Below are 26,524 nucleotides of genomic sequence, written 5' to 3'. Positions count from 1 at the left end.
TCTTTAACAAACTCAAAGCAGTAACTGACGTTACTGCTTTCGAAATGTTTTTTAGTTTTCACACTGTAAGTTTCCAACTGTACATGAAGTTTTACATGCAGATTGACAAGAGTTTGCACATTCTTTGCAACCAGGCTTCTTTAATGTGTCTTTTAAGCTAGACTTATTAATAATTTTAATGTGTTTCATGTTTAATCTCCTCTCATCCCAATTATTCTGATTTATTATAACATAAAAACAAAGTTTAAAAAAGTATTTATATGGATACTTTTTCATTTATATAGCTTTTATTCTATGTTTTCATCATAATATATGAATTTTTCTAGATATTTATTCCAAGCATGCCGGATAATGTTCCAACTACCAAGGCCAAACAGAATCTAACTACATCTCTCATAACGAAAACACTTTCTCTACCTGCACCAATTGATGCAAGGTAAATACAAACACTATAAATAGCCGCTACCATCAACCCTACTAGCCATCCTTTTTTCCCTGCTTTACTAGCAGCATATGATGCGCCGTATAATACACTTAAGCATGTTATTATCATATACACCACAGATTTTACAGAGTCATTATCTCCGAATATAGATGTTATACCAGTAAAGATAATAAGTAATATTAATGTTACTACACAAGCCCTTATTGCACCTTGTCCAACACATATGTAATTAATTTTCTTGTACATAAAAACCCTCCTATTTCTCTTTTGTAAATAATTATGAGAGATAGAAGGGTAATATTCTACATTAGAAAATATTTATTACTTTTTTTCTTCTGATGTTACTGCTGCTTCACTAGTATCATTGTTTTCTATTGTAAGAATTCCTGTTTTAAGCATTTTAACTCTTGCTCTATCAGGACCTGTTTCAAGAATTATGTAGTCGTCCTTGATATTTATTATCTTTCCAACAATTCCACCTTTAGTTGTAATTTTATCGTTTACTTTCATAGTATCTAGCATTGAAGAATATTTCTTTCTTCTTTTCTTATCTGGTACAATAATTAAAAGATACATCATTCCAAACATTATACCAAAAACAATTAACATTTGAATCAACTGTGGTCCCATAATATAACTACCTCCTTAAAAGATATTCTAATTCCTATTAAATCATAAAAATGAATTTAATTCAAATAAATTATGCTCTTCCATTCCATTCTTCTAACTTCTGCTTTTTATATTGTTTGAAATAGCCACCATCTAAAGCAGCTCTAATTTCTTCCATAAGCTTATTATAGAAATATAGATTATGAAGCACACACAATCTCATTGCAAGCATCTCTTTTGCTTTAAATAGATGCCTTATATATGCTCTACTATAATTTCTACATGCAGGACAATCACATCCTTCATCAATAGGAGCACCATCTAGTTCAAACTTCTTATTGAAAAGATTTATCTTTCCGTTTTTTGTAAACACATGACCATGCCTTCCATTTCTAGCTGGTAATACGCAATCAAAGAAATCTACTCCCCTATCAACTGCTTCAAGTATATTACTTGGAAGTCCAACTCCCATAAGATAAATTGGTTTGTCGTGTGGTAAATGTGGTGTCACATTTTCTATAACATCATACATTTCTTCATGAGTTTCCCCAACTGCTAATCCACCTATTGCATACCCATCAAGATCCATATCAACAATCCTCTTAGCATGCTCGATTCTGATATCGTTGTAAACCCCACCTTGGTTTATTCCAAATAACATTTGATTTCTATTTATAGTTGTTTCTAATGAATTTAATCTATCAACTTCTGTCTTACATCTTTCAAGCCATCTTGTTGTTCTAGCTACTGAGCCAATAACATATTCTCTTGTTGAAGGATTAGGAATACACTCATCAAATGCCATTGCTATAGTAGATGCAAGATTACTCTGTATCTGCATACTTTCCTCTGGTCCCATAAATATTTTTCTTCCGTCAATGTGGGAACTAAAATACACTCCCTCTTCTTTAATCTTTCTCATACCAGCTAATGAGAAAACTTGGAATCCGCCTGAATCTGTAAGAATAGGTCTATCCCAATTCATAAATTTATGTAATCCACCCAACTCTTTAACAACATCATCACCTGGTCTTAAATGAAGATGATAAGTATTAGAAAGTTCCACCTGACATCTTATTTCCTTAAGATCCATTGATGACACTGCCCCTTTTATCGCTGCAAGTGTACCAACATTCATAAAAACAGGAGTTTCTATAGTACCATGTACTGTTTCAAATCTTCCTCTCCTAGCACTTCCTTCTTTTTTTAATAATGTATATTTACCCATTATTTTCTCCTCTCTAAATATCCTTTTATCTAATGAACATAGCATCTCCAAAACTGAAGAATCTATAATTTTCTTTAACTGCAATGTTATAAGCGTTAATAATTTTATCTCTACTACTCAATGCACTAATCAGCATTATAAGCGTAGACTCAGGCAGATGGAAATTTGTAATAATACCATCAATAACTTTAAATTTATATCCTGGATATATGAATATCTCTGTATCCCCTTTTTTTCCTTCAAGATGCCCATTCTCTTCTGCTGCACTTTCAAGTGTTCTACAAGAAGTTGTACCAACCGCAATTACTCTTCCACCATTTTTTTTGGTGTCATTTATTATCTTTGCTGCTTCATCATCAATTTCATAGTATTCGGAATGCATATGGTGTTCTGCGATAGTTTCTGCCTTAACAGGTCTAAAAGTACCTAATCCAACATGTAGTGTGACGTATGCCATTTTCACACCTTTATCCTTAATTTTCCTAAGTAATTCTTCTGTGAAATGCAGCCCAGCTGTTGGTGCTGCCGCAGATCCCACTTCTTTTGAATACACGGTTTGGTAACGCTCTTTATCTTCAAGTCTCTCAGTTATATAAGGAGGTAATGGCATATTACCAAGCTCATCAAGTATCTCTTCAAACACTCCATCATACTCGAACTTAATAATCCTACTTCCCTCTTCACCGATTCCTGTTACTTCACATTTTAATCTTCCATCTCCAAATACGAATCTTGTTCCTGGTTTAGCTTTTTTCCCAGGCTTAACAAGACTCTCCCATGTATTTTTATCTATTCTCTTTAATAGTAGGAACTCAACTTTTCCTCCTGTATTTTCCTTTGATCCAAATAATCTTGCAGGAAGAACTCTTGTATTATTGAGCACCAAGCAATCTCCCTCATTAAGATAGTCTACAATATCTTTAAAAACTTTATGTTCTACCTCTCCACTTTCTCTATCATAAACCATCAATCTAGAGAGATCTCTCTTTTCTGCTGGTTTTTGAGCAATTTGCTCTTCAGGTAAATCAAAGTAAAAATCTTTAACCTTCAAATTTTACACCCTTTCTCTAAGGCAATTCTTATAGGTTTCTTATATAAAAAGGTATTTCATTAAAAAAATGCACATAATTTAATGTAATAAATTGTGTTTTAAATAAGATAACTATAATGCCTATGTTATATTTTAGCCGCTTTCATTATACTTTATTAACTTTCCAAATATTTATTTTTAAAAAATTGATTCTTGAATCAATCTTTTACCCCTCTTAATGTTGAAATGTTCATAAGCTCTATCACCAGCAACCCTACCTCTTGGTGTTCTTAAGATAAATCCTTTCTGTAGAAGATATGGTTCATATACATCTTCCACTGTAGAGCTCTCTTCCCCAATAAAATATGCAAGTGTCTCCACCCCTACTGGCCCACCATTAAAGTTATTTATGATAGCTTTAAGAATCTTATTATCAATCTTATCAAAACCTTCAAGATCTATCTCCAGAAGTTCTGCAGCGTTTTGAACAATCTCTTCAGTAATTATTCCATCACCTTTAACTGAACAATAATCTCTAACCCTTTTCAAAAGTCTATTAGCGATTCTTGGAGTCCCTCTTGATCTTCTTCCTATCATTTCAGCAGCACTTTCAATTATATCTACATTTAAGATATCTGCTGACCTTACAACAATTTCTCTTAGTTCATCAATTTCATAGAATTCCATAGAACACATAACCCCAAATCTATCTCTTAGAGGTGATGTTAATAATCCTAATCTAGTTGTAGCTCCTATCAATGTGAATTTAGGTAGATCTATACGAATAGATTTAGCCGCTGCTCCCTTACCTATGACAATATCTAAAGCATAATCCTCCATTGCAGGATAAAGAATCTCCTCAACTGCTCTGCTTAATCTATGAATCTCATCAATAAAAAGTACATCATTATCTTTTAAATTGGTTAATATAGCCGCTAAATCTCCAGCCCTCTCAATAGCTGGTCCTGAGGTTATTTTTAAATCTCCCCCCATTTCCCTGGCAATAATATTTGCAAGAGTTGTTTTTCCAAGACCTGGTGGTCCATAAAGAAGCACATGATCAAGAGCTTCATCCCTTAGCTTTGCAGCTTGAATGAAAATCTCTAGTTTTTCTTTTACCTTTTTCTGCCCAATATATTCTTTTAAATTTTGGGGTCTTAATGAAAATTCGCTATCGTTATCTTCAAACATTTCTTGTGAGGCTATTATTCTATCATCCATAATTATTCACCTCTTCACTTTAATAATTCAAATCCTTAGTTCATAAGAAGTTTCAAGCTTTCCTTTATGATATTTTCAATTGTATCACTCTTATCAACATTCTTCAGAACTTTATCCGCTTCTTTCTCAGTATATCCTAAAGACATCAAAGCCTCTGCTGCTTCTTTAGCATTTGATATACTAGAGCTTTCATCTAGTAATTCCATCTGAATATTACCATCAAATTCATCAAGCTTCTTAATCTTATCTTTAAGCTCTAATATGATTCTCTGAGCAGTTTTCTTTCCTATTCCAGGAGCTCTTGTGATGGTCTTATCATCCTCATTCACTATGGAATATTTCAATGTTTCAATGTTAGCAATTGATAATAATGATAATGAAGCTTTTGCCCCAACACCATTAACATTAAGAAACATATTGAACATATTTAGTTCGTCCATAGTCAAAAAACCATACAATCCAATAAAGTCTTGTCTCACTATCTGCTCAATATATAACTTAACATCCTCACCTATTTTAGGCATCTGTGCTATTGTTGTTCCTGAAGTGAATATTTTATATCCAATATTATTATTTTCTAAAATTATGTAACCTTTATTTAAACCTTCATACTTTCCTTTTATGTATTCGTACAAAACTTCACCACCCTACTTTTGTTCTATATTATACTTTACCATTATACGAAAAAATGTTCAACGAAAAAAACACACTAAGTGCGTTTAAACGAAATGTATAATTGATAATGGAGAATTGGTTCTCCATTATACATTCTACACTATCAATTTGTTTTCTTAATCTCTTTCCTTTATTATAAATGTAGGCAATGTATAACACTCATGTAATCCTGAAATTATTGGATTTTTACCAACTCTTGAATATAATCCTGCAAATTTTTCATTATACATATATATACCTGTAATATTATTAAAATCATACTGCAAAATATCATCTTCTGTAACCTCAAGCAATGTAGTTTTATGAGGAGTATAATACTCTTGTATCAAGTAATCCTCATCCTTACACTCCAATAATTTCTCTCTCCACATTTCATCTGGGAAATCCTTTCCTGCATAAACCCCTCTTGAGGCATATAAATCACAAGGTTTCAAAATCAACTCATCTTTATTTACTATTTGCTCCTCTATATCCCACTCTTCTCCTTCAAAATATTTAGTTAAAGGTATATGTTCCTCGATAAATTTTACTTCTTTCTCTGTTAAGAAATCTTTTGTTTCTTCATCATGTAATATTTTAAATATTCTCTTATTGTGTATTATCTGAGATTTTATTGGTCCAATTACACATACTTTTCCACTCAAACATCCTTTAATAAAATCTTGAATTTCATCACTTCTATCTATTATCTCACGTGTTACAAGTCTTCTATAAACAATATCAATCTTAGTATCTCCATAATATAGGGCGTCATCTATGAATGTAACCTCTCTAGGATCCACTATGATAGCTTTAAATCCATTATATTCAAATGCTTGTCTAAAAACCTCAAACTCATTAACCGTTCCGCCCCCAGACCAATCCATAATAGCTACTGTTGTATCTTCACCCTTTATTCCCCCAAATTCACAATACATCTTTTCACATTCCTTCACCCAGCTATTAAAGAGTTCAAAATTTTCCTCAATCAATGTTTCTGGAATGTTATCAAAGATTCCACTCTCTCTGAATATTCTCCCAAGTTCTCTATCTTCATTCATAGCAGACGATCCATCTGCATTTAATTCACAGAACTTAAATTTCCCTTCACCTCTATAGAATATATCAATTCTTGCCATTGGAACATATGCTCTATATCCGTGCTCCACTGTGATTAATCTATCAAGCAAATCTCCAAATCTGAATTCTTTCTTATATTCCTCATTTGTAAGATACTTATCAATAACTTTTCTCAAAATCCCCATCATAGTTTCAGATAATTCTTTAAATATATTCAAATCATTCTCTGTATACATTTTAGGCATATACAAAAAAGGGATTGGTTCTCCCTTATACATAGCAGTAGAATTTTTGACTTTTCCAGTCATTTCTTTATATTTTTTTATATGTTTTTCTTTATCTTCAAGAATTTCATTCATATAAAATCTATCAATTTCTAATCTATTCATAAAAATCACTCCTTATATAGACTTTAATATTAAAATTTGTTCTTTGTTCTTTATTCTTTATCGCTATACATTCCATACTTTAAGTTTTTTATGAATTATATCATAGATAGGGTATAAATATTTTCCTTCATCTCCTAGCTCACTCTCACACATCTTTAATAACTTTTCCATAAAATCATATGCATTTTCGTTATAAATCACTGAATCCATTCCAAAAGAAACAACCTCTTTTTTAAATGTATTCAAGTCATCTTCTGTGTATTTCAATGATTCTTCATATAACCAATTAAGAGAGTTCTCTCCATAAAATATTCCCTTTATGAAAGCAGCATATGATAAATTATATGGGTATGGCAATGCATCTGCCATTCTTATTTCGATATAATTTTTAGCTCTTACATCTGGAAAAAACATTGTTAATATATGTTCTATTTCATCACTGTTCATTTCTGAATCACTAAAAACCTCTTTTACACTCATATCCTTAGTAAATATGTATTCATCTTTTCTCTTAGTTATAATAGGCGGTCTTTCAAGAATATATCTAGCATAACTTTCATAATTAAATTCTTCTCCCAACGCCCCTTTAACAATTCCACTTCTATCATTATCACAATTATCCCATATATCAATTCTTAAGGAATTCCCTTTCCATTGTTCTCCTTCGAAAACTGGTGAATTATCAAAAATACAATATATTAAGGGAGACAAAAAGTTAGCCACTCGAAATTTACGACTAAAATCAAACTCACTTTCATAGTCAATTGAAATCTGAGTCGAAGCGGTACCTTTCATCATATTTAATGCATATTTACCCTTGTCTTTAAAATATTCCTTCATAAACGAATATCTTTCTTTTGGTATAAATGGAATATCCTTAATTTTACTCTTTGGATGATAGCCCACAATTGCAATATCCTGTTTTCTCTTATTAATGCATCTTTTTATTTCCTTAAGAATACTAACATATTCCCTTTCAATATCTTCAATTTTCTCAAAAGGGCGTACACTTATTTCCACTTGAGCACCTGGTTCAAGAGTAATTGTACTTCCATTTCTCTTAAGTCCAATAATATTATTTTGTTCAAATATTTCTTCCCAATGACTGGATTTTTTTAATTCTTTTAAAAGATCTCTTATTCCATTTTCCTCATAATAGTCTACACTCTCAAGAGTGTCTTCCTTAATAATAAAATGCTCCACTTCCATTCCAAGCTTAAAATTTTCATTAGTAGTCTCTCCAGATTTCAGATAATTCTTAACAATTTCAATATTCTTCAAATATAACTCCTCACGCACTAAAATCACCTTCAATCAAAAATATTATTAAATTACTAAAACAGATGTGGTTCCCGAGCTTCTCTATTGAACCCTATGGTCCCCCTCAACTTAAACATCGTTACAGATCCCCCGCCTTAAACCGGAAGGGGGAAAATCACTTGACTACAACCCCTTCCAATTCTCCCTATGTATTACTTGATTAAAACTCATTAACAATAATAGTTATTATATCATAATTTATCATCATAAAAAACTCTTCTTAATTTTTCATTATTACCCTTTATATTCTGACATTAAAAGTATACCTGTTCCTCCAATACCAAGATGACTAGTTAGTACACTCCCAATATCTGTTAACAAATATTTTTTATTTGGAAATTCTTTTTTAAGTGTTTCTTTAATCATAGTAGCCATCCCAAAATCATCACTATGTCCAATTCCTATGTATTTAAAATCTCTTTTAGGTATTAATGATAAAACTTCATCTATTATCTCTTTCGTTGCTTTTTTCTTCCCCCTAACTGATTTAAAATGAATAATTTCTCCATCTTCTATCCTTAAAATTGGCTTAATATTCATCAAAGATCCCACAACTGCTTTTCCTCTAGATAATCTACCACCTTTACTTAACCAATGAAGATCTGTTAAGTTAAAAAAATGTTCTACATTCTCTCTATAAAAATCTAAAACTTTGATAACCTCCTCAAAGTTGGCTCCATTTTTAATCCTATCATGAATTCCAAGTACCATTAGTCCTATTCCTTGAGAACCAGCTTTACTATCGATAACTTCCATCTTTACATTTTGATACTCCTCTTTTAATTCATCAAGAATTAGTTTTGCACTCTGATAAGTCCCTGACATCTTTGATGAAAAACTAATATAAACAAAATCTTCATTTTTCTCAGCATATCCTTGAAATAATCCCCTAACTTGTACCAAATTAGGTTGAGAAGTTTTGGGCATAATTCCACTTTTCATCGCCTCATAAACCTCATTAACTGAAATATCTGTTTTATCATAATACTCTTTATCTCCAATTAGTACTCTTAAAGGAATAATATCAATCTCCAACTGTTTAATCATTTCTTCTGGCAAATCAAAAGTACTATCTACAATAATCTTCATCACCTATATTCATCCTTTCATTTATCTTATGTACTCTTTAATATTAATAATCCACATATCAAAGATTCGAACAACATCTCTTTATTTTTGCATATTATGCATTTTTACATTTCTAAAAAAGTGCAATACTACTATTATATACTGCAGAATTACAATCTTTCAAGTTAAATGGCTCTTTATCAATTTATTGTTCTTCAAAATACTTTATAAATCTGCGCCATTAATTTTGTCTTTGTTTTCATATTATCAATATGAAAACTAAAGGAGAGACGTTTAAAATGAATACTATCTAACGTAAAAGGAGATACTATTTTTAAAAACTTTGGAGATAAAAAAATGAATAAGGAAACTATTTCAGATAGCCAAGGTATCGCTCTTATAGTTTTATTTTTAGTTTCATCATCCACACTATATGCCACTGGTTTAGATGCTAAACAAGATATTTGGATATCAACTATTTTAGTTATATTTTTGGGTTTTATTACTGCATATATGTATATAAGACTACATCATTGTTTCCCTAATAAAGATTTATTTGACATTATCGAAATTTGTTTTGGTAAGTATCTTGGAAAAGTAATTATATTTTTATTTATTTATTATACCTTTGTTAATTCATATGACCTTATAAGAGGTTTCAGCAATTTAATATTTACAATTTCCTTGACTAACACGCCATTACTTTTAATCGTGTTAATTACTTCTACTCTCTCCCTTTTTGTTGTAATGAAAGGAATAGTAGTCTTAGGTAAATGGGCAAGTTTCTTCTTTCCAATAATCGTTGGTTTGATAATTTTAATAGTTTTACTATTAATCCCCAATATGAGTATAGATAATATTTTACCTATCTTATCTAATGGTATAAAACCTATTTCAAGAGGAGCCCTTGTATTAATATCATACCCTTTAGGTCAGCTAATATTATTCCCAATGGTTTTTTCAAAATTTGAAAATAAAAATTCTCCTACTAAAATTTATATTTCAGGTTTTCTTATAGCGGGAATTTTAATATTTGCAATTAATTTAACCAATGTTTTAGTATTAGGAGTAACTGAATCACAAAGTGTTTATTATGCTACATATACATCAGTTTTAAGATTAACCATTCCAATTTTAAGAAGCGTTCAAATAATACCCCCAACTTTATTTGTGCTAGCATACTTTGTTAAAATAACTGTACATTGGATTGCAACATGTAATGGAATAAGTAAATTACTTAACTTTACTAATTATAAATTTATAGTAGTTATCGTTGCTTTTTTGGTAACTATACTATCCTATAGAGCCTATTATAGTATAATGGATTTCGTTGAATGGGAAAATGAAATTTGGACTTATTTTTCTCTTCCATTTCAAATAATTTTACCTGTTTTAATTTGGATTATTACTGAACTAAAATTTAAAAGGGAAAAATAATTATCTTTGCAAATTTAAATAAATATCATTAAATTTTATTAAAATCATTTGTTTTAAAAAGAACAAATAATTAGTTTGTTAAAAAAGCCCAATGTCATCCTCACTAAGACTCGCTGTACTCCTCGCTCATCTTGGTTGTTTACCTTGGGCTTTTTCAACAAACTCTATTTTTTTAATTTAATGTAAGTAAGTACATTATTAACCTCTTTCAAATTCCTTAATTGGAAATTATTTATACCTCTTATTGATATTATATGAATTGCTCCATTATCAAACCCTTCAAAGTAAAGATTGAATCTTTGAAACTTTTCATGGGCATAATGACTAACATCCTTTAATACACCATCATGTCCTGAATAAAATAATTTAATTTCATTATTTTGAACAGCAAGTATATACTTAAATGGTTTATATTTAAATTCTCTTCTACTTCTTATAAAATAAACATCATCCACCTTGAAACCTGAAAATATGTAACTTTCTTTGGCTTCAATAGCTATGCTTTCATTTTCATTTATTATAATGAAGGAACCTTTATCATCGCCAATTTCTATAAAATTTCCTTTATAGCTTCTTTTAATAGCTTTTTTACCGCTCTCGTTCATCCTTATTATATTATCTGGAACTAGTCTTTTTCCATCATCCCGATTTAATATATTACTTAATGATATATTGTTTGTTGAACTACCAATTATTTTTGCTCTACTTATAGGAAAATTACCTAAAGAACCACTTCTTAGTATTAATTGTATTGCAATTATACCTATAGTTATTTGGGTAATATTCATAATATTACCTCCTTATTTGTGATTTAAAAATATTTTCCCCTTAATTAATTTTTAAATTCAAGAAAATTTTAGACCCCAGGGGTAATTTCCCCTGGGGTAGTTATTTTACTTTATTATTCTCTCTCTTTTTAATGTTTTTACAACTGTAGGAGCTATAGCTGCTACTATAAAACATTTTATTAAATCTCCTAAAACAAATGGTACAATTCCTATTTTAATTGCACCACCCCAAGTCATTGGCACATTTGAAAAATTATTTAAAGCGTAATGAAGATAAGGAACACCTATCATATATGTTGCCACAAGACCTAAAACAGAAATTATAAAGGCTTTTATTACATTTATCTCTCCCATTTTTTCTCTTAAATAACCTATTATAAATGCAGTGAGTATAAATCCTATTAAATACCCGAATGATGGCTTATATACATATCCTATTCCCCCGCCTCCACCTGCGAATACCGGCACTCCAGCTAGTCCAATTAATACATATATTATTTGTGAAAGGGCTCCTAACTTAGAACCTAATATTATACCTGCAAATGCACAAAAAAGAAATTGTAGTGTGATTGGTACAGTTGGAATAGGAATTGTTATATAGGCTCCTATAGCTGTCAAAGCAGCGAATAACGCAACTAAAATCATATCTTTTGTTGAAATTTTCATATGAATCCTCCCAAAATAAAATATTGTAAACACCAACATTTTATATAGTTTACAATCACATAATACAATAATTCTTTTTTATTGTCAACTCTTTCATTTGTTATAGTTTACATTTATCACTGTTAAAAATAAAAAAACTGCAAATGAATCTCTAGAAATTCAGTAAAATTAAACAACTATGCTCATGTGTAGCTATTTTTATATATTCTAATTAAACTTTAAGACCAAATATAATTTAATTTTTTATCTAATTTCTTTAATTTCTTACTTTAACATGACATTAAAGTTATTATTAGAAATAAATTATATATTGGTTTTTTCCGCTGTATATACCTCATTTTTTTTAATGTTATAAAACTTTAACTCAATTCTCTCATTCTTATTTCCCTATGAAAAGTTTATGTTAATTTAACTAAACACATAAAAATGGTACTATTTTATTTTCGCAACTTAAAGATTGCTTAATTATAGTTCCATTCTTTTCTGATTTATATCATAAAATATATTTCATTTTTCAAAATAATAATCTCCTTCTCTTAATTTCGACTTTTTCTAAATTTCACTTAGTTATATTAAAAAATATTTCAAATCTTAAGTTTTTGTATTTGAAACTTAAGACAATATACGACATAATATGAGTGCGACATAAATATATTTCATCTTAAAGGAGAATTTATAATGAATGCTTTAAAAACTTATATTTCAGATGTTAAAACTGCATCAAGTAACGCTAAACTATTTGTCTTAACAAATGTTTTGTTTGGTTTATTAATGGGAGCGACTTGGACAGGTCTTAATTTAATTATTGAAAATGCCTTTTCTCCTGTTGTTTTAGGTACCGCTTTAGCAATGCACACTTTAGGAATGGCAATATCAGCTGTACCAGTAGGTGCTCTTGCAGGTAAAATAGGATATAAACCTATTCTTCTATTCGGTACAATAGCTGGTGCAATTTGTCTTATTTTAAATGGTATGGTTGGAAGTGTAGCAATTTTATTTGTACTTAATTTTATTTTTGGTTTATCACAAGGTGTATATGAAGTTTTACCAGCACCATTTATTAACGCTACTTCAGAAAAAGAAGTAAGAACTTCTGTTACTTCAGTAATGTTCGGTACATACTGGTTAGCTGTTACTATAGTTACATTCTGTTCAGGTTACTTAATAACTTTCCTACAATCAAATATGGGACTAACAGAAATTGTAGCTTATAAATATTACACATATATATTTGCAGGAATTGGAGCTATAGGGATTTTCGCTATCCTTCCTATGAAGAATGTTATTCCAGCTTCAGAAGTTAAGAAAAAAACTACAGTAAGTGAATATATAAAAGCTATTTCAAATAAAGAAGTTATTATTTATTTATGTTACATGGGATTAATCGGTCTAGGTGCTGGTCTTTTCTGCCCATTCTTTGCTAATTTCTTTAAAACTGGATTAGGACTTGACCCAAAAACAATGGGTAACATCCTTTCAATTCAATACTTTGCAATGGTTTTAGGAATATTTTCTTGTCCTTTACTTGTTAAAAAATTTGGAAGAGTTATTACATTAGGTGCTACAGGATTACTTTCTGTACCATTCATGTTAATCATTGCAAATGCCGATAAATTCGGTTCTGCTATGATTCCTGTGCTTACTTTTGCTTTCTTTATGAGATCTGGTTTAATGAATCTTGGTATGCCAATCATGTATAGCTTAATACTTGATTTCGTATCTAAAGAAAAGAGAGCCACTCTATCTGGAATACAGACATTATTTATGTCAGGAATGCGTGCTGTATCTTCAATAGTTGCTGGATTTGTTATGAGTATCCCTGCTTTTACAATTGGTAACTTTGTTCTTGATGGATATAGATTACCATACTATGTTGCAGGTGTACTCTATGCTATAGCAATCATCACACTTCTTATAACTTACACTAAGAAGTATAATAGAGAAAAAAATGTTGAAACAACTGAATTAGCTGCTTAAATGCTTTAAAGCCACCCTTTGGGTGGCTTTGTTTTATAGTAAGTATAATTTAGATTTTTATAATTTTTTTGCTTCTTGTGTGTTAAATAATAAATCCTTTATTTCTTTATTATCTAACGCCAACTGTTCCTGTTCTATTGTTATTACATCAAACATTACTTTTTCTTGATCTTTAAGATTACTAAAAGAAGCATCTTTAGCAACAATAACATTGAAATCTCTCTCATATGCATCAACTGCAGTTCTTCCTACACATCCATGTGTAAAGACCCCACCTATTATTAATGTATCAATACCTTCACTTTTCAATCTCTCTTCAAAATCCGTTCTTATGAAAGTACTCTGTCTTGTTTTCATAATCTTTCTATGATGTTTTTTCACTATAACTTGGGGAAACATTTCAGCTTCAGTACTACCTTCTATCAATGCAGCGAAATTATGCTTCTGCATAACAAGGTTCCATGTAGATTTATCCGCTTTATGTTCAGTTACAACATGATAGACTGGAATCCCCATTTCATCTGCATATGAAATTAACTCATTGCTTCCATTAATCACCTTTTCCAATGCAAGCCTTCTCTCTTCAGTCCTAAAAAAGTATCTCTGAATATCTATTATTACTATTGCTGCTTTCATCTGTACATCTCCCTTACTTATCACATTACTATTAATATTTTTTCAAATCAGACTAATCATTTCTAAACTCTAAAGTAATTTTTCCATCTTTAGCTTCTTGTGTTAGAAATTCCACAGTATATCTATCACTTTTCTCGCTTGTGAACTCATATGTCTTCTCACCACAATATTCCATTGATAGAACAATTTCATATTCACTATTTAAAATATTCGCAACACAGTTCCCCTCTTCAACTTTACCGTTATAATCTATTAATATCTTATCATCCTTATTTATACTAAAATCTGAAGATATATAACTTCCTTTAAATTTTTTGAATCTAAATGTAATCTTTTTTTGTGATCTTGACTGCCCCATCATTAAACCGCTATTTTCGCCTTTTTCAATTATACCATCTGACTCTAAATCAAGATTAAATCCTTCTTTTTCTTTGTAATCTTTCGAATTTTCAATATGATCTACCAGCTTGAAATTATCTTCCACTAAAGCTACTTTCTTATCCACTTTCTCTTGATAATTTTTATCATTCCCCTTTGTTGCTGTATCTTTTCCTTGCTGCTGCGAATCATTATTTTCTGTTTTTTGAATTACATTAGTGTTAATTGTTTTTGAAATATCATTTTTCTCTTTATTTATACCACACGAAGTAAGTAAACTCACCACACCCATAATCATTAATACCTTTTTTATCATACTTGTCCCACCTTCACTAGATTAGTGTAAAAAAACTTAACTAAGTATACTATACCCACTAATTCATTGTCAACAAAACACTTTTAATCTATTTTTTAACTTAAATCCACATTATATCAAGTGTTAATTTTATATTTTACAGATCAAAGAAAGAAACTACATAATCATAAATAGTTGTGAAAGAATATTTTGTTGTAAATCTCCATACTGTGTACCAGCCATGTTAATTCCTGCTTTAAACCTATTATCTAAAAGACAAACTTCTCCTGCAGTAGCTCCACCAAAGGATTACCCTAAAATGCAATTACATTACACTTTAGGTAAATAAGTGTTTTTGTCAACATAATTCCTCGTTACCCAATACAGAAGTATTGTATTAGAATGTTGAGAAAAAAAGACGGTTCATAAATGAACTTGACCACTCTAGATGTTCAAGTTCATTTATGAACCGTCTCCTAATATTACTTTCTGAAATATTCCTCTATAGAATCAAAAGCGGTATTAACCATAAAATCAATATCTTTATCATCAATTATATATGGAGGCATGAAATACAATACATTTGCTATCGGTCTCAGTACTAATCCTTTACTCATAGCTATCTTGTATATATCATATCCCACTCTTTTCTTCCAATCAAACTGTTTCTTAGAAACCTTATCCTCTACTAATTCAATGGCTCCTATCATTCCTAACTGTCTATATTCACCAATATAAGGATTTCCCTTAACTCTTTTAAGTGCTAGTTCTTTTATCTTTTTACTTTTCACTTCATTCTTTTTAAGAATATCCTCTTCTTCAAAAATATCAAGGACCTCACATGCAGCTGCACATGCTAAAGCATTACCTGAGTAAGTATGACTATGTATAAATGCTCTCGCTTCTGAATAATCAGCATAGAATGCGTCATATATCTCATCAGTTGTTAACACTGCCGACATTGCCATATACCCACCTGATACACCTTTAGATATAGCCATAAAATCTGGTGATATTTCAGCATGTTCACATGCAAACATCTTTCCTGTTCTCCCAAATCCTACTGCAATTTCATCTGCAATCAGGTGTATATCATATTCATCACATATCTTTCTCAATTTTTTAAGATACGCGGGTGAGTACATCTTCATACCTGCAGCTCCTTGAACCATAGGTTCTACAATCACAGCCGTTATTTCCCTGTGATTCTCAACTATAACCTTTTCCATATCCTCAAAACATTCAGCTTTGCAACTATCCCTGTGTTTATTATACTTACATCTATAACAATCTGGATTTTCAATTCTAAAGGTATTCAAAAGCATAGGTTTATAAACCTCACTGTACAGATCCAATCCACCAACTGATAATGCTCCTAATGTCTCCCCGTGATAGGCACTACTGAGAGCAACAAATCTTTTTTTATCCGCTTTCCCTCTTAACATATGTGAGTGAAAACTCATTTTTAAAGCAATCTCAATAGCTGATGATCCATTATCCGAAAAAAATACTTTATTCAATCCCTCAGGGCTTATTTTAACTATCCTTTCAGCAAAGTCTATTGCGCTTTTATGAGAAAAGTTTGCAAAAATCACATGCTCTATATTATCCATCTGATTCTTTATCGCTCTATTAATTCTTTCATTACTATGGCCAAACAAATTTACCCACCAAGATGAAACAGCATCCATATACGACTTACCATTGAGATCATATACATATGCTCCTTTTCCCCTTTCTACGATAACAGATGGGAACTCTTCATAATCCTTCATCTGCGAACATGGATGCCATATATATTTAAGATCCTTCTCTTGATAACTCTTCATCTACTTCAGCTCCTTTAGGATTTCTTCACTAAATAACTTTATGCACATTTCTTTTAGATTTCCAAATTCCAAATTTTCAACATCTACTCCTATTAATTCTGGAACCTTCATTATTATCTTTGCGTCATTTATTTTTTCAATCATTTTAGCATTATCTACATGAGCGACATTTTCCTCAGAGTATCCATTTAAAATTACCCCTTGAATATTTATACCCACATCTTTTGCATATTCCATAGATAATGATGTATGATTAATTGTACCCACTCCAGCTCTTGAAACTAAAATAACATCAAGTTCAAGATCATTTATAAGATCCCTTGTCATGTATCCTTGGTCATTAAGAGGAACAATCAATCCGCCTGCTCCCTCAACAAGAATATAATCATAAGCTTCTTTAAGCTCATTATATTTCCTAATAATCTCATCACGGCTTACCCGATTACCTTCTATCCTTCCAGCAAGATGCGGTGACACAGGTATTTCATAGATATGAGGAATAATCCTATCATATTTTTCCTTAACACCAGCAAATTCCAAAACAAATCTTCCATCTCCAGGAATCAGCATATCACCTTCTCGTAACGCTCCACTCAAAGCAGCCTTAAAATAACAAGCATTTATTCCATTTTCTCTAAGCATGTACAACAACATTGCTGAAACAACACTTTTTCCTACATCAGTATCAGTACCTGAAACAAAAATTCCACTTCTCATATGTTCACCTCATCATCAAAATCCACCATTGCCCTTAACAGAGGAACTCGAAAAACTTTATTCCCAATTTTTGCTAAGATTATAAGTTTTAACGCCTGCTGCCTTAAGCCCTTTTAAAATTGCTGGTGATATAAATGCTACTATTCCACATGTAACTAAATCTCCACCAACACAAACAATAAACCCAGCCTTTATAGCTGTTGCCCAACTTATAGGTGTGCCTACAAAATACTTCAGCGCATAATACAAATATGGAACTCCTAATATGTATACTCCCCCTAATCCAATTAAAGAAGCTATGAAAACTGTAATGAAGTTTATCTTCTTTTGCATCTCTATAACCTTTCCTATTAAAAATCCTGCTGCAATAAATCCTAAAAGATATCCAAAGGTTGGTTGAAACACATATCCAATTCCTCCTCCTTTAGTGAATACCGGCGCTCCCGCTAAGCCTATAAGAACATATAATAATTGCGACAGAAACCCCAACTTAGATCCAAGTAAAATACCAGCAAAAGCACAGAATAAAAATTGCAAAGTGAACGGAACATATGGTATAGGTATACTAATAAATGCACCTATAGCCGTCAATGCAGCGAATAATGAAACTAAAATCATATTTCTAACTGTAATTGTTTTATTCATTATGCCCTCCTTTCGTAAACCCATTTTCATTTCGTGGTTTACAATCAAATTATAATTAAAGCTCCTTTCGAAGCTTTGTAAATCAGTTTTAATTCAGATTTACATATTTATAATATAATAACTCTCACCCATTGTCAACCAGTTAATTAATTAAGGTTTACAATATTATTTCAAGTGTTTACAATAAAAATAAAAGAATACTTTAATTAAGTTAGAATTCTAATTTAAGTATTCACTGATAAAAGTTTTTATTTTTGATTTAAAAATTCTTTGATAACTTTATTTATTTGCTATCATCTATTATCCACTTAACTGCTTCTAATACATTATCTGCAACATGTGCAGGTTCAATATCTTTCCATGTATGTCTAAATTCATTCAGACTTCCTACTCCTACACCTGTGAGAACCAACACCCCTTTTGCACCTATTTCCTTAGCCAGAAGCATATCTGTCATTCCCATATCTCCTATAACATAGCTTTCCTCAAGGTTTATATTGAAGTCTCTCGCAGCTGTTTTTGCCATTCCCTTTAAAGGCTTCTTACATTCACATTTATCTTCTCTAGAATGAGGACAGCAGTACACCTCATCAAAATACGCCCCTTGTTCTTTTAAATCATCCTTAATGTGCATAATCTTTTGATTATATTCTTTCATTGTAAGTTCACCTTTAGAAATCCTACTCTGATTCGTAAGAACTATTGCAAGAATACCATTCTGATTTAACAACTTGATTGCTTCAATAGAAAATGGATAGAATTCAAAGTCTCCAACGTGTCCTAAAGGATCTCCCCCTAATGTTCCTTGTAAATCAATAAATGCTACTTTCATATATTATTTTTAGAGGAAGCGTGTATTATACGTACACAAACCCACTAAATACTCACTTCCTTTCTATTATATTCACTTAAAAACCATGTTCTATAATTCTAATCTCTTCTTTTTTATTATATAACTCATACACAACATCTTCCCAATACCATTGAGTCTTAAATAAACTATTTGGTGTATAATCATTATCTAATTTAACAACTATTTGTTCCGTTACATTTAATGTGCTTCTATTACCATAAGTTCTATAATCTTTTTCGAATTCATAAAATTCTTTTCCAACATAGTCACTTAAAGATTTTGGTAAATACACCTTAATTTTAAATTCATTTCGACTTCTACTATAATCTATTAATTCTAATTTAAAATTTATAGTCAATTCTTCATTAGAATGTCCTAAATTAATATCTGACTGTGCTATGTGTACAGCTTTTAATCCATCTCTCTTTAACCAATGATAATTTGTTCTAGTGAAATCTAATGACCAATTCATTATTGGTATTATAATCATTACTATTAATAAAAAAATTAGTATTTTGCTCTTATTTTCAAATCTTTCTAAACTAAAAATACCTTTTATACCAATAATGAATGTCACCAAGGGTATTATCCCTGAAAGATAAATCACGCTATTTTTATACCTTATTGGACTTAAAATATATTGACTTATAGAATATGAATCATGAGGAAGTTTATATGTTAGTAATACTCCTATGAATATAATTCCTAGATATTTAAACAACTTTTTATTATCATCACTCAATGACATTGCCTCCTGTTTTCTGCTTCACATTTCAAACACTTGCATATTTATTGTATTATATCCTATTTTACCATAAAAAGTAATTATTTTCTCTGTATCAATTTCCACTATTTATGGTTTACAATAAAGCAAAAGAATACTGATATTAAGATATTGCCCTAGCTTAATTTCAGTATTCTCACATAATATAAATTTCTATTTTCAAATTAATCATCTACAATACAATAATACGCGTAGCATTATATTCTCAAGTTAATCAATAACACATGCTGAAAATTCTTCACTCTTTTTCATATTTATTTGACCATCCTAAGAGCATTTTTTCTAGTTCTTTTATAGTAGGTTGTCCATTGATCCCGTTATAAGCTCTTTGGTCAAAATCATTAAATAAACTTTTCTTCTCTTGGTACCATCCCTTTTGTTTCTGCTCTTTAGTATCTGATTTTTCTGTACACGTTACAATATTATATGCATTACTTTTAAACTTTCCTTCAACTATCAAATAACCGTTTTCAACAAGCTCTTTTCTATATTTTAGCAAAGAATCTTTACCGATTTTTAGCTCTTTCAATATTCTTTCTCTTGTTGGGAATGCCCCTCTGTCATTTCCATTATAAGCGCATATGTATGAATACAGAGCCTTTGCTCCAATAGAAATGTTTGTATCTATCATTACTGATTTAGCTATAAGTCCATACCCCTTTTCACAAATAGTACCTTTAAATTGTGTTATCTTTGACATAATCCATCCCACCCCACACATTTTCAAGTTCACACTGAGATACATTTTTATATCTCATTATGATCAAATAATTCCCTCTAAATGGATATATGCAGTTTGTAATAGAATTGATAAATTTATTAAAAACTCATTGAAAGAAGGTATGAAAAGCTTGAAGAATAATTAATTTAAGTAGGCAATAAATTTCCCCTAACAAAAGTAGATATTTTTGTTAGGGGAGATTTTTTTCTCTAAAGTTCAATGATATCATAATCATTATTTAACATATCAATAAACATTATTTTCTTTCTAAGTAACTCTCCTCTTCCAATAAGTAGCTTTACAACCTCACTTACTTGAAGAGATGCAACGTGCGCTGGTGTAAATGATGGATTACCCAGTTCTTGCTCTACTGGTTCTAAAAATATGTACAAATGTACTCAAATTAGATAATTCGCACTTATTCTATCTTATGATAGTTTAAAGCCTTGGTTGAGCCAGTGCATTTATTCTTTGAATAAATCTCCCACAACCGTATTTTAAAGTTTTATAAACAAAGATATATTCAACCCTCATTTCTGATAAAACACATGCTTCATATTTCTATGAGGTACATATATTTGTGATTAAATACTCTTTTTAAGTTAACTAGCTCTATTTTCTAAAATCTTTTTAACCTTTTTATAATTTGTATATAAACTAATTTCTTTGTCATCTTTTCTATCTAAAATATTAATACTAGCATTTAAATCCGCATGAATTTCTCCACATTTAGGACAATTAAATATATCACCTTTTCTTATTCCAAAACTACTACATTTATTACAAACCTTGCTTGTATAAGCAGGATTGATATAAGTATATTCTATATTATTATAATCACATTTATATTCTAGTCGCTCTCTTATGTACCCTTTTATCCATCTTGAAATCTTTCGCTTAACAGACTTAGGATATTTTCCATTCCAATTAACAAAGTCTAATTGTTCCATTACTATTTCTTTTGGCTTTTCTGTATCTATCAATTTGTTTAATGAATAGTTTATATAAGATTTAACCGCTTCATTATGCTTTAATTTATTGTGATTATATTTTACTTTACCTAAATTATTTTGTAATATACTATTAGCCTTTTTAACATTCCCTTGTTCTAGCTGTTGATTATACAAAACATAGAACCTATTTCTTTTAGCATTAATTTCATTCAACCTTTCAGTTTCTTTGCTTAAATAGTCATTGAGATTTTCACCATAAAACTTACCGCTTGATACTGCAAATAAATACTTATATCCCTTATCTATTCCTATTATATTATCATAATCTTTGTGATATTTAGTTTTAATTTTCAAAGGAATATGAACTACAATTTTATTTTCAACCACTTTGATAATTAAAGTTCTATCATATTTATTACTATCTGTTAATTTAATAGGTAATCGCTTACTTTTTTTAGTACAGGTTATATTTATACCATCATTACTATATGAATATAAACCTGTATCTACTGAAAAGGTATTTAATTTATACGAATAAGGTATCTTCCCCTTATATTTTCTAGTATATCTTCTAATAAGGTTATTTAAATATTTATAATTCAAATTAACATCCTTGAGTTTACTTGGAATTCCATATTCTTTATGTGTAAGTATTCTGTGATATAATTCATTTGATTTAAGAATATAGTTTATATAATGTCTATCTTTTTTAGTTAAATTATCATTTACTTTGCATTGCTCTTTAATTCTTCTTTTAATATTACTCCATTCAGACTTTATATTAGTTATAGCTTCACTTAATGCTAATTTCCAATAACGAGCAGGTAATTTCCACTGGTTTGCAAAATTTGATTTTACCCATTCATCTCTTATTTCTCTTAGATTTGACAATAGTTGAATACCATTAATACCACTGTATCTTGAATAGACATAATTCTTAACATTCTTGAATTGATTTCCTATGAACATTAGCTCTTTTAATGTTTCTTCATCTAATTCAAATGAGTGCTGTTTTACAGTTTTAACTATAGTATCCACTATTAAACACCTCACTTTTGAATATTTTTATCATACCTATAGTGTTCCCAGTTCACAACACTTTTCTACCATAATTATAATAAAAATATAAATATTTCGAGGCAATATTTTAAATGGATATAAGTTAAAATAACATAAAAATAGAATAACTATTTCTAAAAAATCCATAAAGAATTAATAATTAAAGTTGAAAAAGAACAACGTTCAGTTAGTTATTTCGTTTATCTTTGATTATGAAAAATTAATAAAACAATTAGTTTTTATATACTTTTTCATTAAACCCACTTTATATAAAACTTTAAAATACGGTTGTTTAATAATTATCTAATTTTACATTTGTACATTTTTTAGAATGTTCACATGGGATCGCTAATTCTCATGCAGTTCTCTTATGAACTTCTTATGCTTTCACATAAGCACAGACTATATCACCATCCATTATGGATGCTCCCCATTTCCCCACGCTTGTAGGTACGAGATTCCTCTCTAGTCGTTGAAGGTTTCCCTCTTCGGGACTTCCCTGCTGATTACCCATTTTATTAACACTTAGGATTTAACCTTATGTCATCTATTTGATTCTTTCTACTTTCGTAACCATCACGCTTAGACTTATTTCATTCTTACGTTGTGATTCAACTAGCTTTAGGGACTTCCAGCAATTAAAGGAGTTTTGGATAGGCTATACCTATCACTCTATGCTCTTTACGAACATAGGGAGCTTTTGTTTTAAAAATATACTTCAGTCTATGTTATTACACATTTTAGCATATCTTTAACAACTGTTTTGTTGCTCCCTTAGAATTATTTTTCCTTGAATATATAAAATCCAAAGTTCTATCCCCAGGTAAAACTGTAGATACCTGCCCATACCAACCCGCTATTGCACCGTGCACTAAGGGGATTTTTAGTTCTTCACAAATATTTTGAAGTAATAATCTTGAATCAATACTATCCAATGCATCAACGACTACGTGGTTACCTTCAAGGATTTCTATAGCATTTTTTTGAGTAAACATCTCTTTTATTGCAGTAGCTTCAATATTAGAGTTCACTATTTTCATTCTTTTTACTGCTTTTTCAGCTTTACTCATACCAATAGAATTTTCATCACTTAATATCTGCCTATTTAAATTAGACTCATCAAACACATCACCATCTACACACGCTATATGCCCTACACCTAATCTGCCCAGCATTTCAATAACATATCCACCAAGTCCACCACAGCCAATAACGCAAACCTTACAACTCTTTAACATATTATTTTCTTCTTCAGTCAGAGTTTTTACATTCCGTTTATACCTATCCAACATATTAAATCTAGCCCCCTCCTACTGGTGGAAATAATGATACAACATCCCCATCAACTAATTCTTTTTCTAGCACACCATCTCTACCATTAATAAGGAGTATAGCAACTTCTTCTTCCTCTATATCTAACTTATTAATAATTTCTCTAACTGTAACACCATCTTTATATTCCATGAATTGCTTCTTTTCACGTCCATGACGAAAGGTAGCAAAAAGCCTTACTTCTACTTTCATTTTTTCACCCCCCTTTAAAAAAATGCACGCTCTGCGTGCACATAAAAAATTAAAAACCTTTTAAAAGAAGTGGACAGTTAACAGTTGACAATTGACAACGATGGATGTTTCTGCTTACGCAGAAACTACATCTTATTATTCTTAAGACATGAAGGTTTTACTCATTTTATCTTTGGATAAAATATTGTATTTCAAGTACAATGTTTCATATAAATGAAACGAGTAAACCCTTTATTATCCAAGGAGCAATAAGATTAAAATTTCTCGGAGAGAAATGTCCTTCGTTGTCCACTGTCAACTGTCCACTCTCAACTCAGTTTTCTATATTCTTTATTCTTAATGCCTATATATTTCCCTTAAAACGTTCCTATATATTCCTCAAGCCCAAGCTTTTTAAGCGTTTCTTCTGTTGGGATACCATTCTCATCCCATCCTCTTACTGAATAATATTCTGGTAGTAATACATCTAATCTATGAACATTACCTTTAGAAGGACCTTCTGGAATTGGAGTTTTTAATAATCTCTTAGGTAGAGTGTCTTGAGAACTATCAATTCCTGCTCTTAGATTAAATATTTTTTCAAGTGTCCAAATTCTATCTCCAGCTTCAAGAAGAGTATCCACATTATAAATATCTCCACAAACCGCATTATACATATCAACATAATCAGGAGCACCTAATCCAAAAGTTGTAAATACACATAAACCTAAAGAATCAATTACCGCTGTTAAATCATGGAATATTCTAGCATATGCAGCTTTTCCTTCTAATGAAAATCTATCTAACTTTTCAGGATATCCTAAAATTTCAGGGTTTATCATATAACCTTTAATATGACATCCACCTCTATTATTTACCGCATAAGTGATACCATGTCCCTGAATTGCTCTTGGATCATACGCTGGAATTTCCTGCTTTTTAACTGTCATAGAGTATTCTTCAGCACCATAAGATTCGCATAATCTAAATGAACCATCAGCTAATTTATCTCCAAATCCTTCTCTTAATCCCATTTTCTTAGTCCAACCAACAACAGCTTCCGCATCTCCCCAATTTAGAGATAATCCATCTGCTTCTATTTCTTCATCTTTAATATATCCTCTTTGATATAATTCCATAGCAGCAGCTATTGTAGCACCTGCGGAAATTGTATCAAGTCCATATTCATTACATAACATATTTGATCTATTGATAGCATCTAAATCAAAAACGTCACAATCTGATCCAAATGACCATAAAGTTTCATACTCAGGTCCTCCACATTCAGTTCCATCTTTTAATTTCACCTGTCTACCACAAGCAATCGGACATCTATAACAAGCATTCTTTTTAACAAGGCAAGTATCTGTCATTGTTTCTCCACTTATTAAATCTGCTTTATCAGTATAAGATCCTTGGAAATTTTTAACTGGATGAACACCATTTTCATTAATAATATTCACCAGCACCGCTGTTCCATAAGTTGGCAGACCTGAACCTGCAACTGGGTCATTTCTTAGAGTAGTAATTTTTTCCAAATTAACTTTTTTAGCCTTCTCTTCGTCAAACACTTTTACTTTTCCAGTTCCTTTAACAACTATAGCTTTTAAATTCTTTGATCCTAAAACAGCACCAACACCACCACGTCCTGCCGCTCTATCAATATCATTCATTACAGCTGCCATCACTGATAATTTTTCACCCGCAGGTCCAATACATAAAACCTTTGATTTTGGATATGTTTCATTTAACTTTTCTGTTACTTCCGATGTAACCATACCCCATAAGTGATCCGCTTCCTTTATTTCTACAACATCATCATCAATATTAACATATACAGGTTTTTCAGCTTTACCTTCAATGATAACCATATCATAACCAGCATTCTTTAATTTTGCTCCCCACTGTCCACCTGAATTAGATATTGCGATAGTCCCTGTTAATGGTGCTTTAGTAACTACCATATATCTTCCACTTGTAGGCATTGGAGATGCTGTTAAAGCTCCCGTAGCAATTATAAACTTATTCTCTCCACTAAAAGGATCTATCTGAGGATCAACTTCATCCATAAATGTTTTTACACCTAAACCTCTAGCTCCTATATATTTCTGAGCTGTTTTTTCATCTAAATCCTCAATTAAAATAGTTTTCTTTGTTAAATTAATTCTTAAAACCTTTCCATTATATCCGTACAAATGAATTCCTCCTAAAAGATATTTATTTTATACAGTATTATATA

General features: G+C 30.6%; 26 protein-coding genes and 2 pseudogenes. 2 read left to right on the top strand and 26 right to left on the bottom strand.

Annotation, left to right across the window (positions count from 1 at the left end; translation table 11 throughout):
- Nucleotides 1-51: 51 nt before the first annotated feature.
- From scfA to KDK92_RS22865, 10 genes are all read right to left on the bottom strand, one after another.
- Nucleotides 52-189, bottom strand: coding sequence for a six-cysteine ranthipeptide SCIFF (gene scfA, locus KDK92_RS22910; protein WP_250861744.1), 138 nt, complete (start codon nt 187-189; stop codon nt 52-54).
- Nucleotides 190-322: 133 nt separating this feature from the next.
- Complete coding sequence (locus KDK92_RS22905) at nt 323-691, bottom strand: TIGR04086 family membrane protein (RefSeq protein ID WP_250861743.1); 369 nt, start codon at nt 689-691, stop codon at nt 323-325.
- 75 nt (nt 692-766) lie between these two features.
- Nucleotides 767-1,075 (bottom strand): preprotein translocase subunit YajC, encoded by a 309-nt coding sequence (gene yajC, locus KDK92_RS22900; protein ID WP_250861742.1) that lies wholly within the window; start codon nt 1,073-1,075, stop codon nt 767-769.
- Nucleotides 1,076-1,145: 70 nt separating this feature from the next.
- Nucleotides 1,146-2,282 carry a tRNA guanosine(34) transglycosylase Tgt gene (gene tgt / locus KDK92_RS22895; protein WP_250861741.1) on the bottom strand — a complete coding sequence of 379 codons (1,137 nt, stop codon included), beginning with the start codon at nt 2,280-2,282 and terminating at the stop codon, nt 1,146-1,148.
- A 25-nt stretch (nt 2,283-2,307) separates the two neighbouring features.
- Nucleotides 2,308-3,333, bottom strand: a complete 1,026-nt coding sequence (gene queA / locus KDK92_RS22890; RefSeq protein WP_250861740.1) for a tRNA preQ1(34) S-adenosylmethionine ribosyltransferase-isomerase QueA — start codon at nt 3,331-3,333, stop codon at nt 2,308-2,310.
- Nucleotides 3,334-3,510: 177 nt separating this feature from the next.
- On the bottom strand, nt 3,511-4,533 hold the full coding sequence (gene ruvB / locus KDK92_RS22885) for a Holliday junction branch migration DNA helicase RuvB (protein WP_250861739.1): 1,023 nt from the start codon (nt 4,531-4,533) through the stop codon (nt 3,511-3,513).
- Between the two features lie 35 nt (nt 4,534-4,568).
- Entirely contained in the window at nt 4,569-5,168 is a 600-nt protein-coding gene (ruvA, locus tag KDK92_RS22880) for a Holliday junction branch migration protein RuvA (RefSeq protein ID WP_250861737.1), read from the bottom strand.
- Between the two features lie 156 nt (nt 5,169-5,324).
- Complete coding sequence (locus KDK92_RS22875; protein WP_250861735.1) at nt 5,325-6,656, bottom strand: hypothetical protein; 1,332 nt, start codon at nt 6,654-6,656, stop codon at nt 5,325-5,327.
- 63 nt (nt 6,657-6,719) lie between these two features.
- Nucleotides 6,720-7,937 (bottom strand): glutamate--cysteine ligase, encoded by a 1,218-nt coding sequence (locus KDK92_RS22870; protein ID WP_250861734.1) that lies wholly within the window; start codon nt 7,935-7,937, stop codon nt 6,720-6,722.
- Nucleotides 7,938-8,210: 273 nt separating this feature from the next.
- Nucleotides 8,211-9,065: a DegV family protein gene (locus KDK92_RS22865; protein WP_250861795.1), complete on the bottom strand. Its 855-nt coding sequence runs from the start codon at nt 9,063-9,065 to the stop codon at nt 8,211-8,213.
- A 336-nt stretch (nt 9,066-9,401) separates the two neighbouring features.
- Between KDK92_RS22865 and KDK92_RS22860 the strand changes: the two genes are divergently transcribed.
- Nucleotides 9,402-10,481, top strand: coding sequence for a GerAB/ArcD/ProY family transporter (locus KDK92_RS22860; RefSeq protein WP_250861733.1), 1,080 nt, complete (start codon nt 9,402-9,404; stop codon nt 10,479-10,481).
- Nucleotides 10,482-10,645: 164 nt separating this feature from the next.
- On the opposite strand, the gene KDK92_RS22855 is transcribed toward KDK92_RS22860, so the two are convergent.
- Both KDK92_RS22855 and KDK92_RS22850 read right to left on the bottom strand, forming a co-directional pair.
- Entirely contained in the window at nt 10,646-11,269 is a 624-nt protein-coding gene (locus KDK92_RS22855; protein WP_250861732.1) for a hypothetical protein, read from the bottom strand.
- Between the two features lie 105 nt (nt 11,270-11,374).
- Nucleotides 11,375-11,935 (bottom strand): biotin transporter BioY, encoded by a 561-nt coding sequence (locus tag KDK92_RS22850; RefSeq protein ID WP_250861731.1) that lies wholly within the window; start codon nt 11,933-11,935, stop codon nt 11,375-11,377.
- Nucleotides 11,936-12,613: 678 nt separating this feature from the next.
- On the opposite strand from KDK92_RS22850, the gene KDK92_RS22845 reads away from it, so the two are divergent.
- On the top strand, nt 12,614-13,912 hold the full coding sequence (locus tag KDK92_RS22845; protein ID WP_250861730.1) for an MFS transporter: 1,299 nt from the start codon (nt 12,614-12,616) through the stop codon (nt 13,910-13,912).
- 57 nt (nt 13,913-13,969) lie between these two features.
- Here the strand turns inward: KDK92_RS22845 and KDK92_RS22840 are convergent, their stop codons facing one another.
- From KDK92_RS22840 to KDK92_RS22780, 14 genes and pseudogenes are all read right to left on the bottom strand, one after another.
- The gene (locus tag KDK92_RS22840) at nt 13,970-14,548 is read right to left on the bottom strand and encodes a cysteine hydrolase family protein (protein WP_250861729.1); all 579 of its coding nucleotides are present in this window, start codon (nt 14,546-14,548) and stop codon (nt 13,970-13,972) included.
- Between the two features lie 52 nt (nt 14,549-14,600).
- Nucleotides 14,601-15,242 carry a hypothetical protein gene (locus tag KDK92_RS22835; protein ID WP_250861727.1) on the bottom strand — a complete coding sequence of 214 codons (642 nt, stop codon included), beginning with the start codon at nt 15,240-15,242 and terminating at the stop codon, nt 14,601-14,603.
- A gap of 461 nt (nt 15,243-15,703) precedes the next feature.
- The gene (gene bioA, locus KDK92_RS22830; protein ID WP_250861726.1) at nt 15,704-17,050 is read right to left on the bottom strand and encodes an adenosylmethionine--8-amino-7-oxononanoate transaminase; all 1,347 of its coding nucleotides are present in this window, start codon (nt 17,048-17,050) and stop codon (nt 15,704-15,706) included.
- Nucleotides 17,051-17,767 carry a dethiobiotin synthase gene (gene bioD / locus KDK92_RS22825; RefSeq protein WP_250861725.1) on the bottom strand — a complete coding sequence of 239 codons (717 nt, stop codon included), beginning with the start codon at nt 17,765-17,767 and terminating at the stop codon, nt 17,051-17,053.
- Between the two features lie 57 nt (nt 17,768-17,824).
- Nucleotides 17,825-18,412, bottom strand: a complete 588-nt coding sequence (locus KDK92_RS22820; protein ID WP_250861724.1) for a biotin transporter BioY — start codon at nt 18,410-18,412, stop codon at nt 17,825-17,827.
- 283 nt (nt 18,413-18,695) lie between these two features.
- Nucleotides 18,696-19,244 carry a D-glycero-alpha-D-manno-heptose-1,7-bisphosphate 7-phosphatase gene (locus tag KDK92_RS22815; protein ID WP_250861723.1) on the bottom strand — a complete coding sequence of 183 codons (549 nt, stop codon included), beginning with the start codon at nt 19,242-19,244 and terminating at the stop codon, nt 18,696-18,698.
- A gap of 76 nt (nt 19,245-19,320) precedes the next feature.
- Nucleotides 19,321-20,007, bottom strand: coding sequence for a hypothetical protein (locus KDK92_RS22810; RefSeq protein ID WP_250861722.1), 687 nt, complete (start codon nt 20,005-20,007; stop codon nt 19,321-19,323).
- A gap of 280 nt (nt 20,008-20,287) precedes the next feature.
- Complete coding sequence (locus KDK92_RS22805) at nt 20,288-20,749, bottom strand: helix-turn-helix domain-containing protein (RefSeq protein ID WP_250861721.1); 462 nt, start codon at nt 20,747-20,749, stop codon at nt 20,288-20,290.
- Nucleotides 20,750-20,979: 230 nt separating this feature from the next.
- Nucleotides 20,980-21,141, bottom strand: a pseudogene (locus KDK92_RS22800) (HesA/MoeB/ThiF family protein); the annotation flags it as partial.
- A gap of 231 nt (nt 21,142-21,372) precedes the next feature.
- Nucleotides 21,373-22,761, bottom strand: coding sequence for an RNA-guided endonuclease TnpB family protein (locus KDK92_RS22795; protein ID WP_250861719.1), 1,389 nt, complete (start codon nt 22,759-22,761; stop codon nt 21,373-21,375).
- A 400-nt stretch (nt 22,762-23,161) separates the two neighbouring features.
- Nucleotides 23,162-23,296: a hypothetical protein gene (locus tag KDK92_RS24695; protein ID WP_276576099.1), complete on the bottom strand. Its 135-nt coding sequence runs from the start codon at nt 23,294-23,296 to the stop codon at nt 23,162-23,164.
- A gap of 238 nt (nt 23,297-23,534) precedes the next feature.
- Nucleotides 23,535-24,071 (bottom strand): annotated as a pseudogene (locus tag KDK92_RS22790) (HesA/MoeB/ThiF family protein); the annotation flags it as partial.
- Between the two features lie 10 nt (nt 24,072-24,081).
- Entirely contained in the window at nt 24,082-24,306 is a 225-nt protein-coding gene (locus KDK92_RS22785; RefSeq protein ID WP_250861717.1) for a MoaD/ThiS family protein, read from the bottom strand.
- Between the two features lie 356 nt (nt 24,307-24,662).
- Nucleotides 24,663-26,480 (bottom strand): aldehyde ferredoxin oxidoreductase family protein, encoded by a 1,818-nt coding sequence (locus tag KDK92_RS22780; RefSeq protein ID WP_250861716.1) that lies wholly within the window; start codon nt 26,478-26,480, stop codon nt 24,663-24,665.
- Between the last annotated feature and the right edge of the window lie 44 nt (nt 26,481-26,524).

This window comes from Oceanirhabdus seepicola (genome assembly GCF_023684385.1).
Classification (GTDB): domain Bacteria; phylum Bacillota; class Clostridia; order Clostridiales; family Clostridiaceae; genus Oceanirhabdus; species Oceanirhabdus seepicola.
Note: the sequence above shows the minus strand (reverse complement) of the source record. Positions and strands in the feature narration are given on the sequence as shown.

Coding starts and splice junctions, on each gene's coding strand:
- KDK92_RS22840 (WP_250861729.1), bottom strand. CDS start 14,548: ATGAAAGCAGCAATAGTAATAATAGATATTCAGAGATACTTTTTTAGG.
- KDK92_RS22805 (WP_250861721.1), bottom strand. CDS start 20,749: ATGTCAAAGATAACACAATTTAAAGGTACTATTTGTGAAAAGGGGTAT.
- yajC (WP_250861742.1), bottom strand. CDS start 1,075: ATGGGACCACAGTTGATTCAAATGTTAATTGTTTTTGGTATAATGTTT.
- tgt (WP_250861741.1), bottom strand. CDS start 2,282: ATGGGTAAATATACATTATTAAAAAAAGAAGGAAGTGCTAGGAGAGGA.
- KDK92_RS22820 (WP_250861724.1), bottom strand. CDS start 18,412: ATGAATAAAACAATTACAGTTAGAAATATGATTTTAGTTTCATTATTC.
- KDK92_RS22905 (WP_250861743.1), bottom strand. CDS start 691: ATGTACAAGAAAATTAATTACATATGTGTTGGACAAGGTGCAATAAGG.
- KDK92_RS22850 (WP_250861731.1), bottom strand. CDS start 11,935: ATGAAAATTTCAACAAAAGATATGATTTTAGTTGCGTTATTCGCTGCT.
- ruvB (WP_250861739.1), bottom strand. CDS start 4,533: ATGGATGATAGAATAATAGCCTCACAAGAAATGTTTGAAGATAACGAT.
- KDK92_RS22845 (WP_250861730.1), top strand. CDS start 12,614: ATGAATGCTTTAAAAACTTATATTTCAGATGTTAAAACTGCATCAAGT.
- KDK92_RS22815 (WP_250861723.1), bottom strand. CDS start 19,244: ATGAAAGTAGCATTTATTGATTTACAAGGAACATTAGGGGGAGATCCT.
- KDK92_RS22835 (WP_250861727.1), bottom strand. CDS start 15,242: ATGATAAAAAAGGTATTAATGATTATGGGTGTGGTGAGTTTACTTACT.
- bioD (WP_250861725.1), bottom strand. CDS start 17,767: ATGAGAAGTGGAATTTTTGTTTCAGGTACTGATACTGATGTAGGAAAA.
- KDK92_RS22785 (WP_250861717.1), bottom strand. CDS start 24,306: ATGAAAGTAGAAGTAAGGCTTTTTGCTACCTTTCGTCATGGACGTGAA.
- scfA (WP_250861744.1), bottom strand. CDS start 189: ATGAAACACATTAAAATTATTAATAAGTCTAGCTTAAAAGACACATTA.
- bioA (WP_250861726.1), bottom strand. CDS start 17,050: ATGAAGAGTTATCAAGAGAAGGATCTTAAATATATATGGCATCCATGT.
- KDK92_RS22865 (WP_250861795.1), bottom strand. CDS start 9,065: ATGAAGATTATTGTAGATAGTACTTTTGATTTGCCAGAAGAAATGATT.
- KDK92_RS22875 (WP_250861735.1), bottom strand. CDS start 6,656: ATGAATAGATTAGAAATTGATAGATTTTATATGAATGAAATTCTTGAA.
- KDK92_RS22860 (WP_250861733.1), top strand. CDS start 9,402: ATGAATAAGGAAACTATTTCAGATAGCCAAGGTATCGCTCTTATAGTT.
- KDK92_RS24695 (WP_276576099.1), bottom strand. CDS start 23,296: ATGGGTAATCAGCAGGGAAGTCCCGAAGAGGGAAACCTTCAACGACTA.
- KDK92_RS22855 (WP_250861732.1), bottom strand. CDS start 11,269: ATGAATATTACCCAAATAACTATAGGTATAATTGCAATACAATTAATA.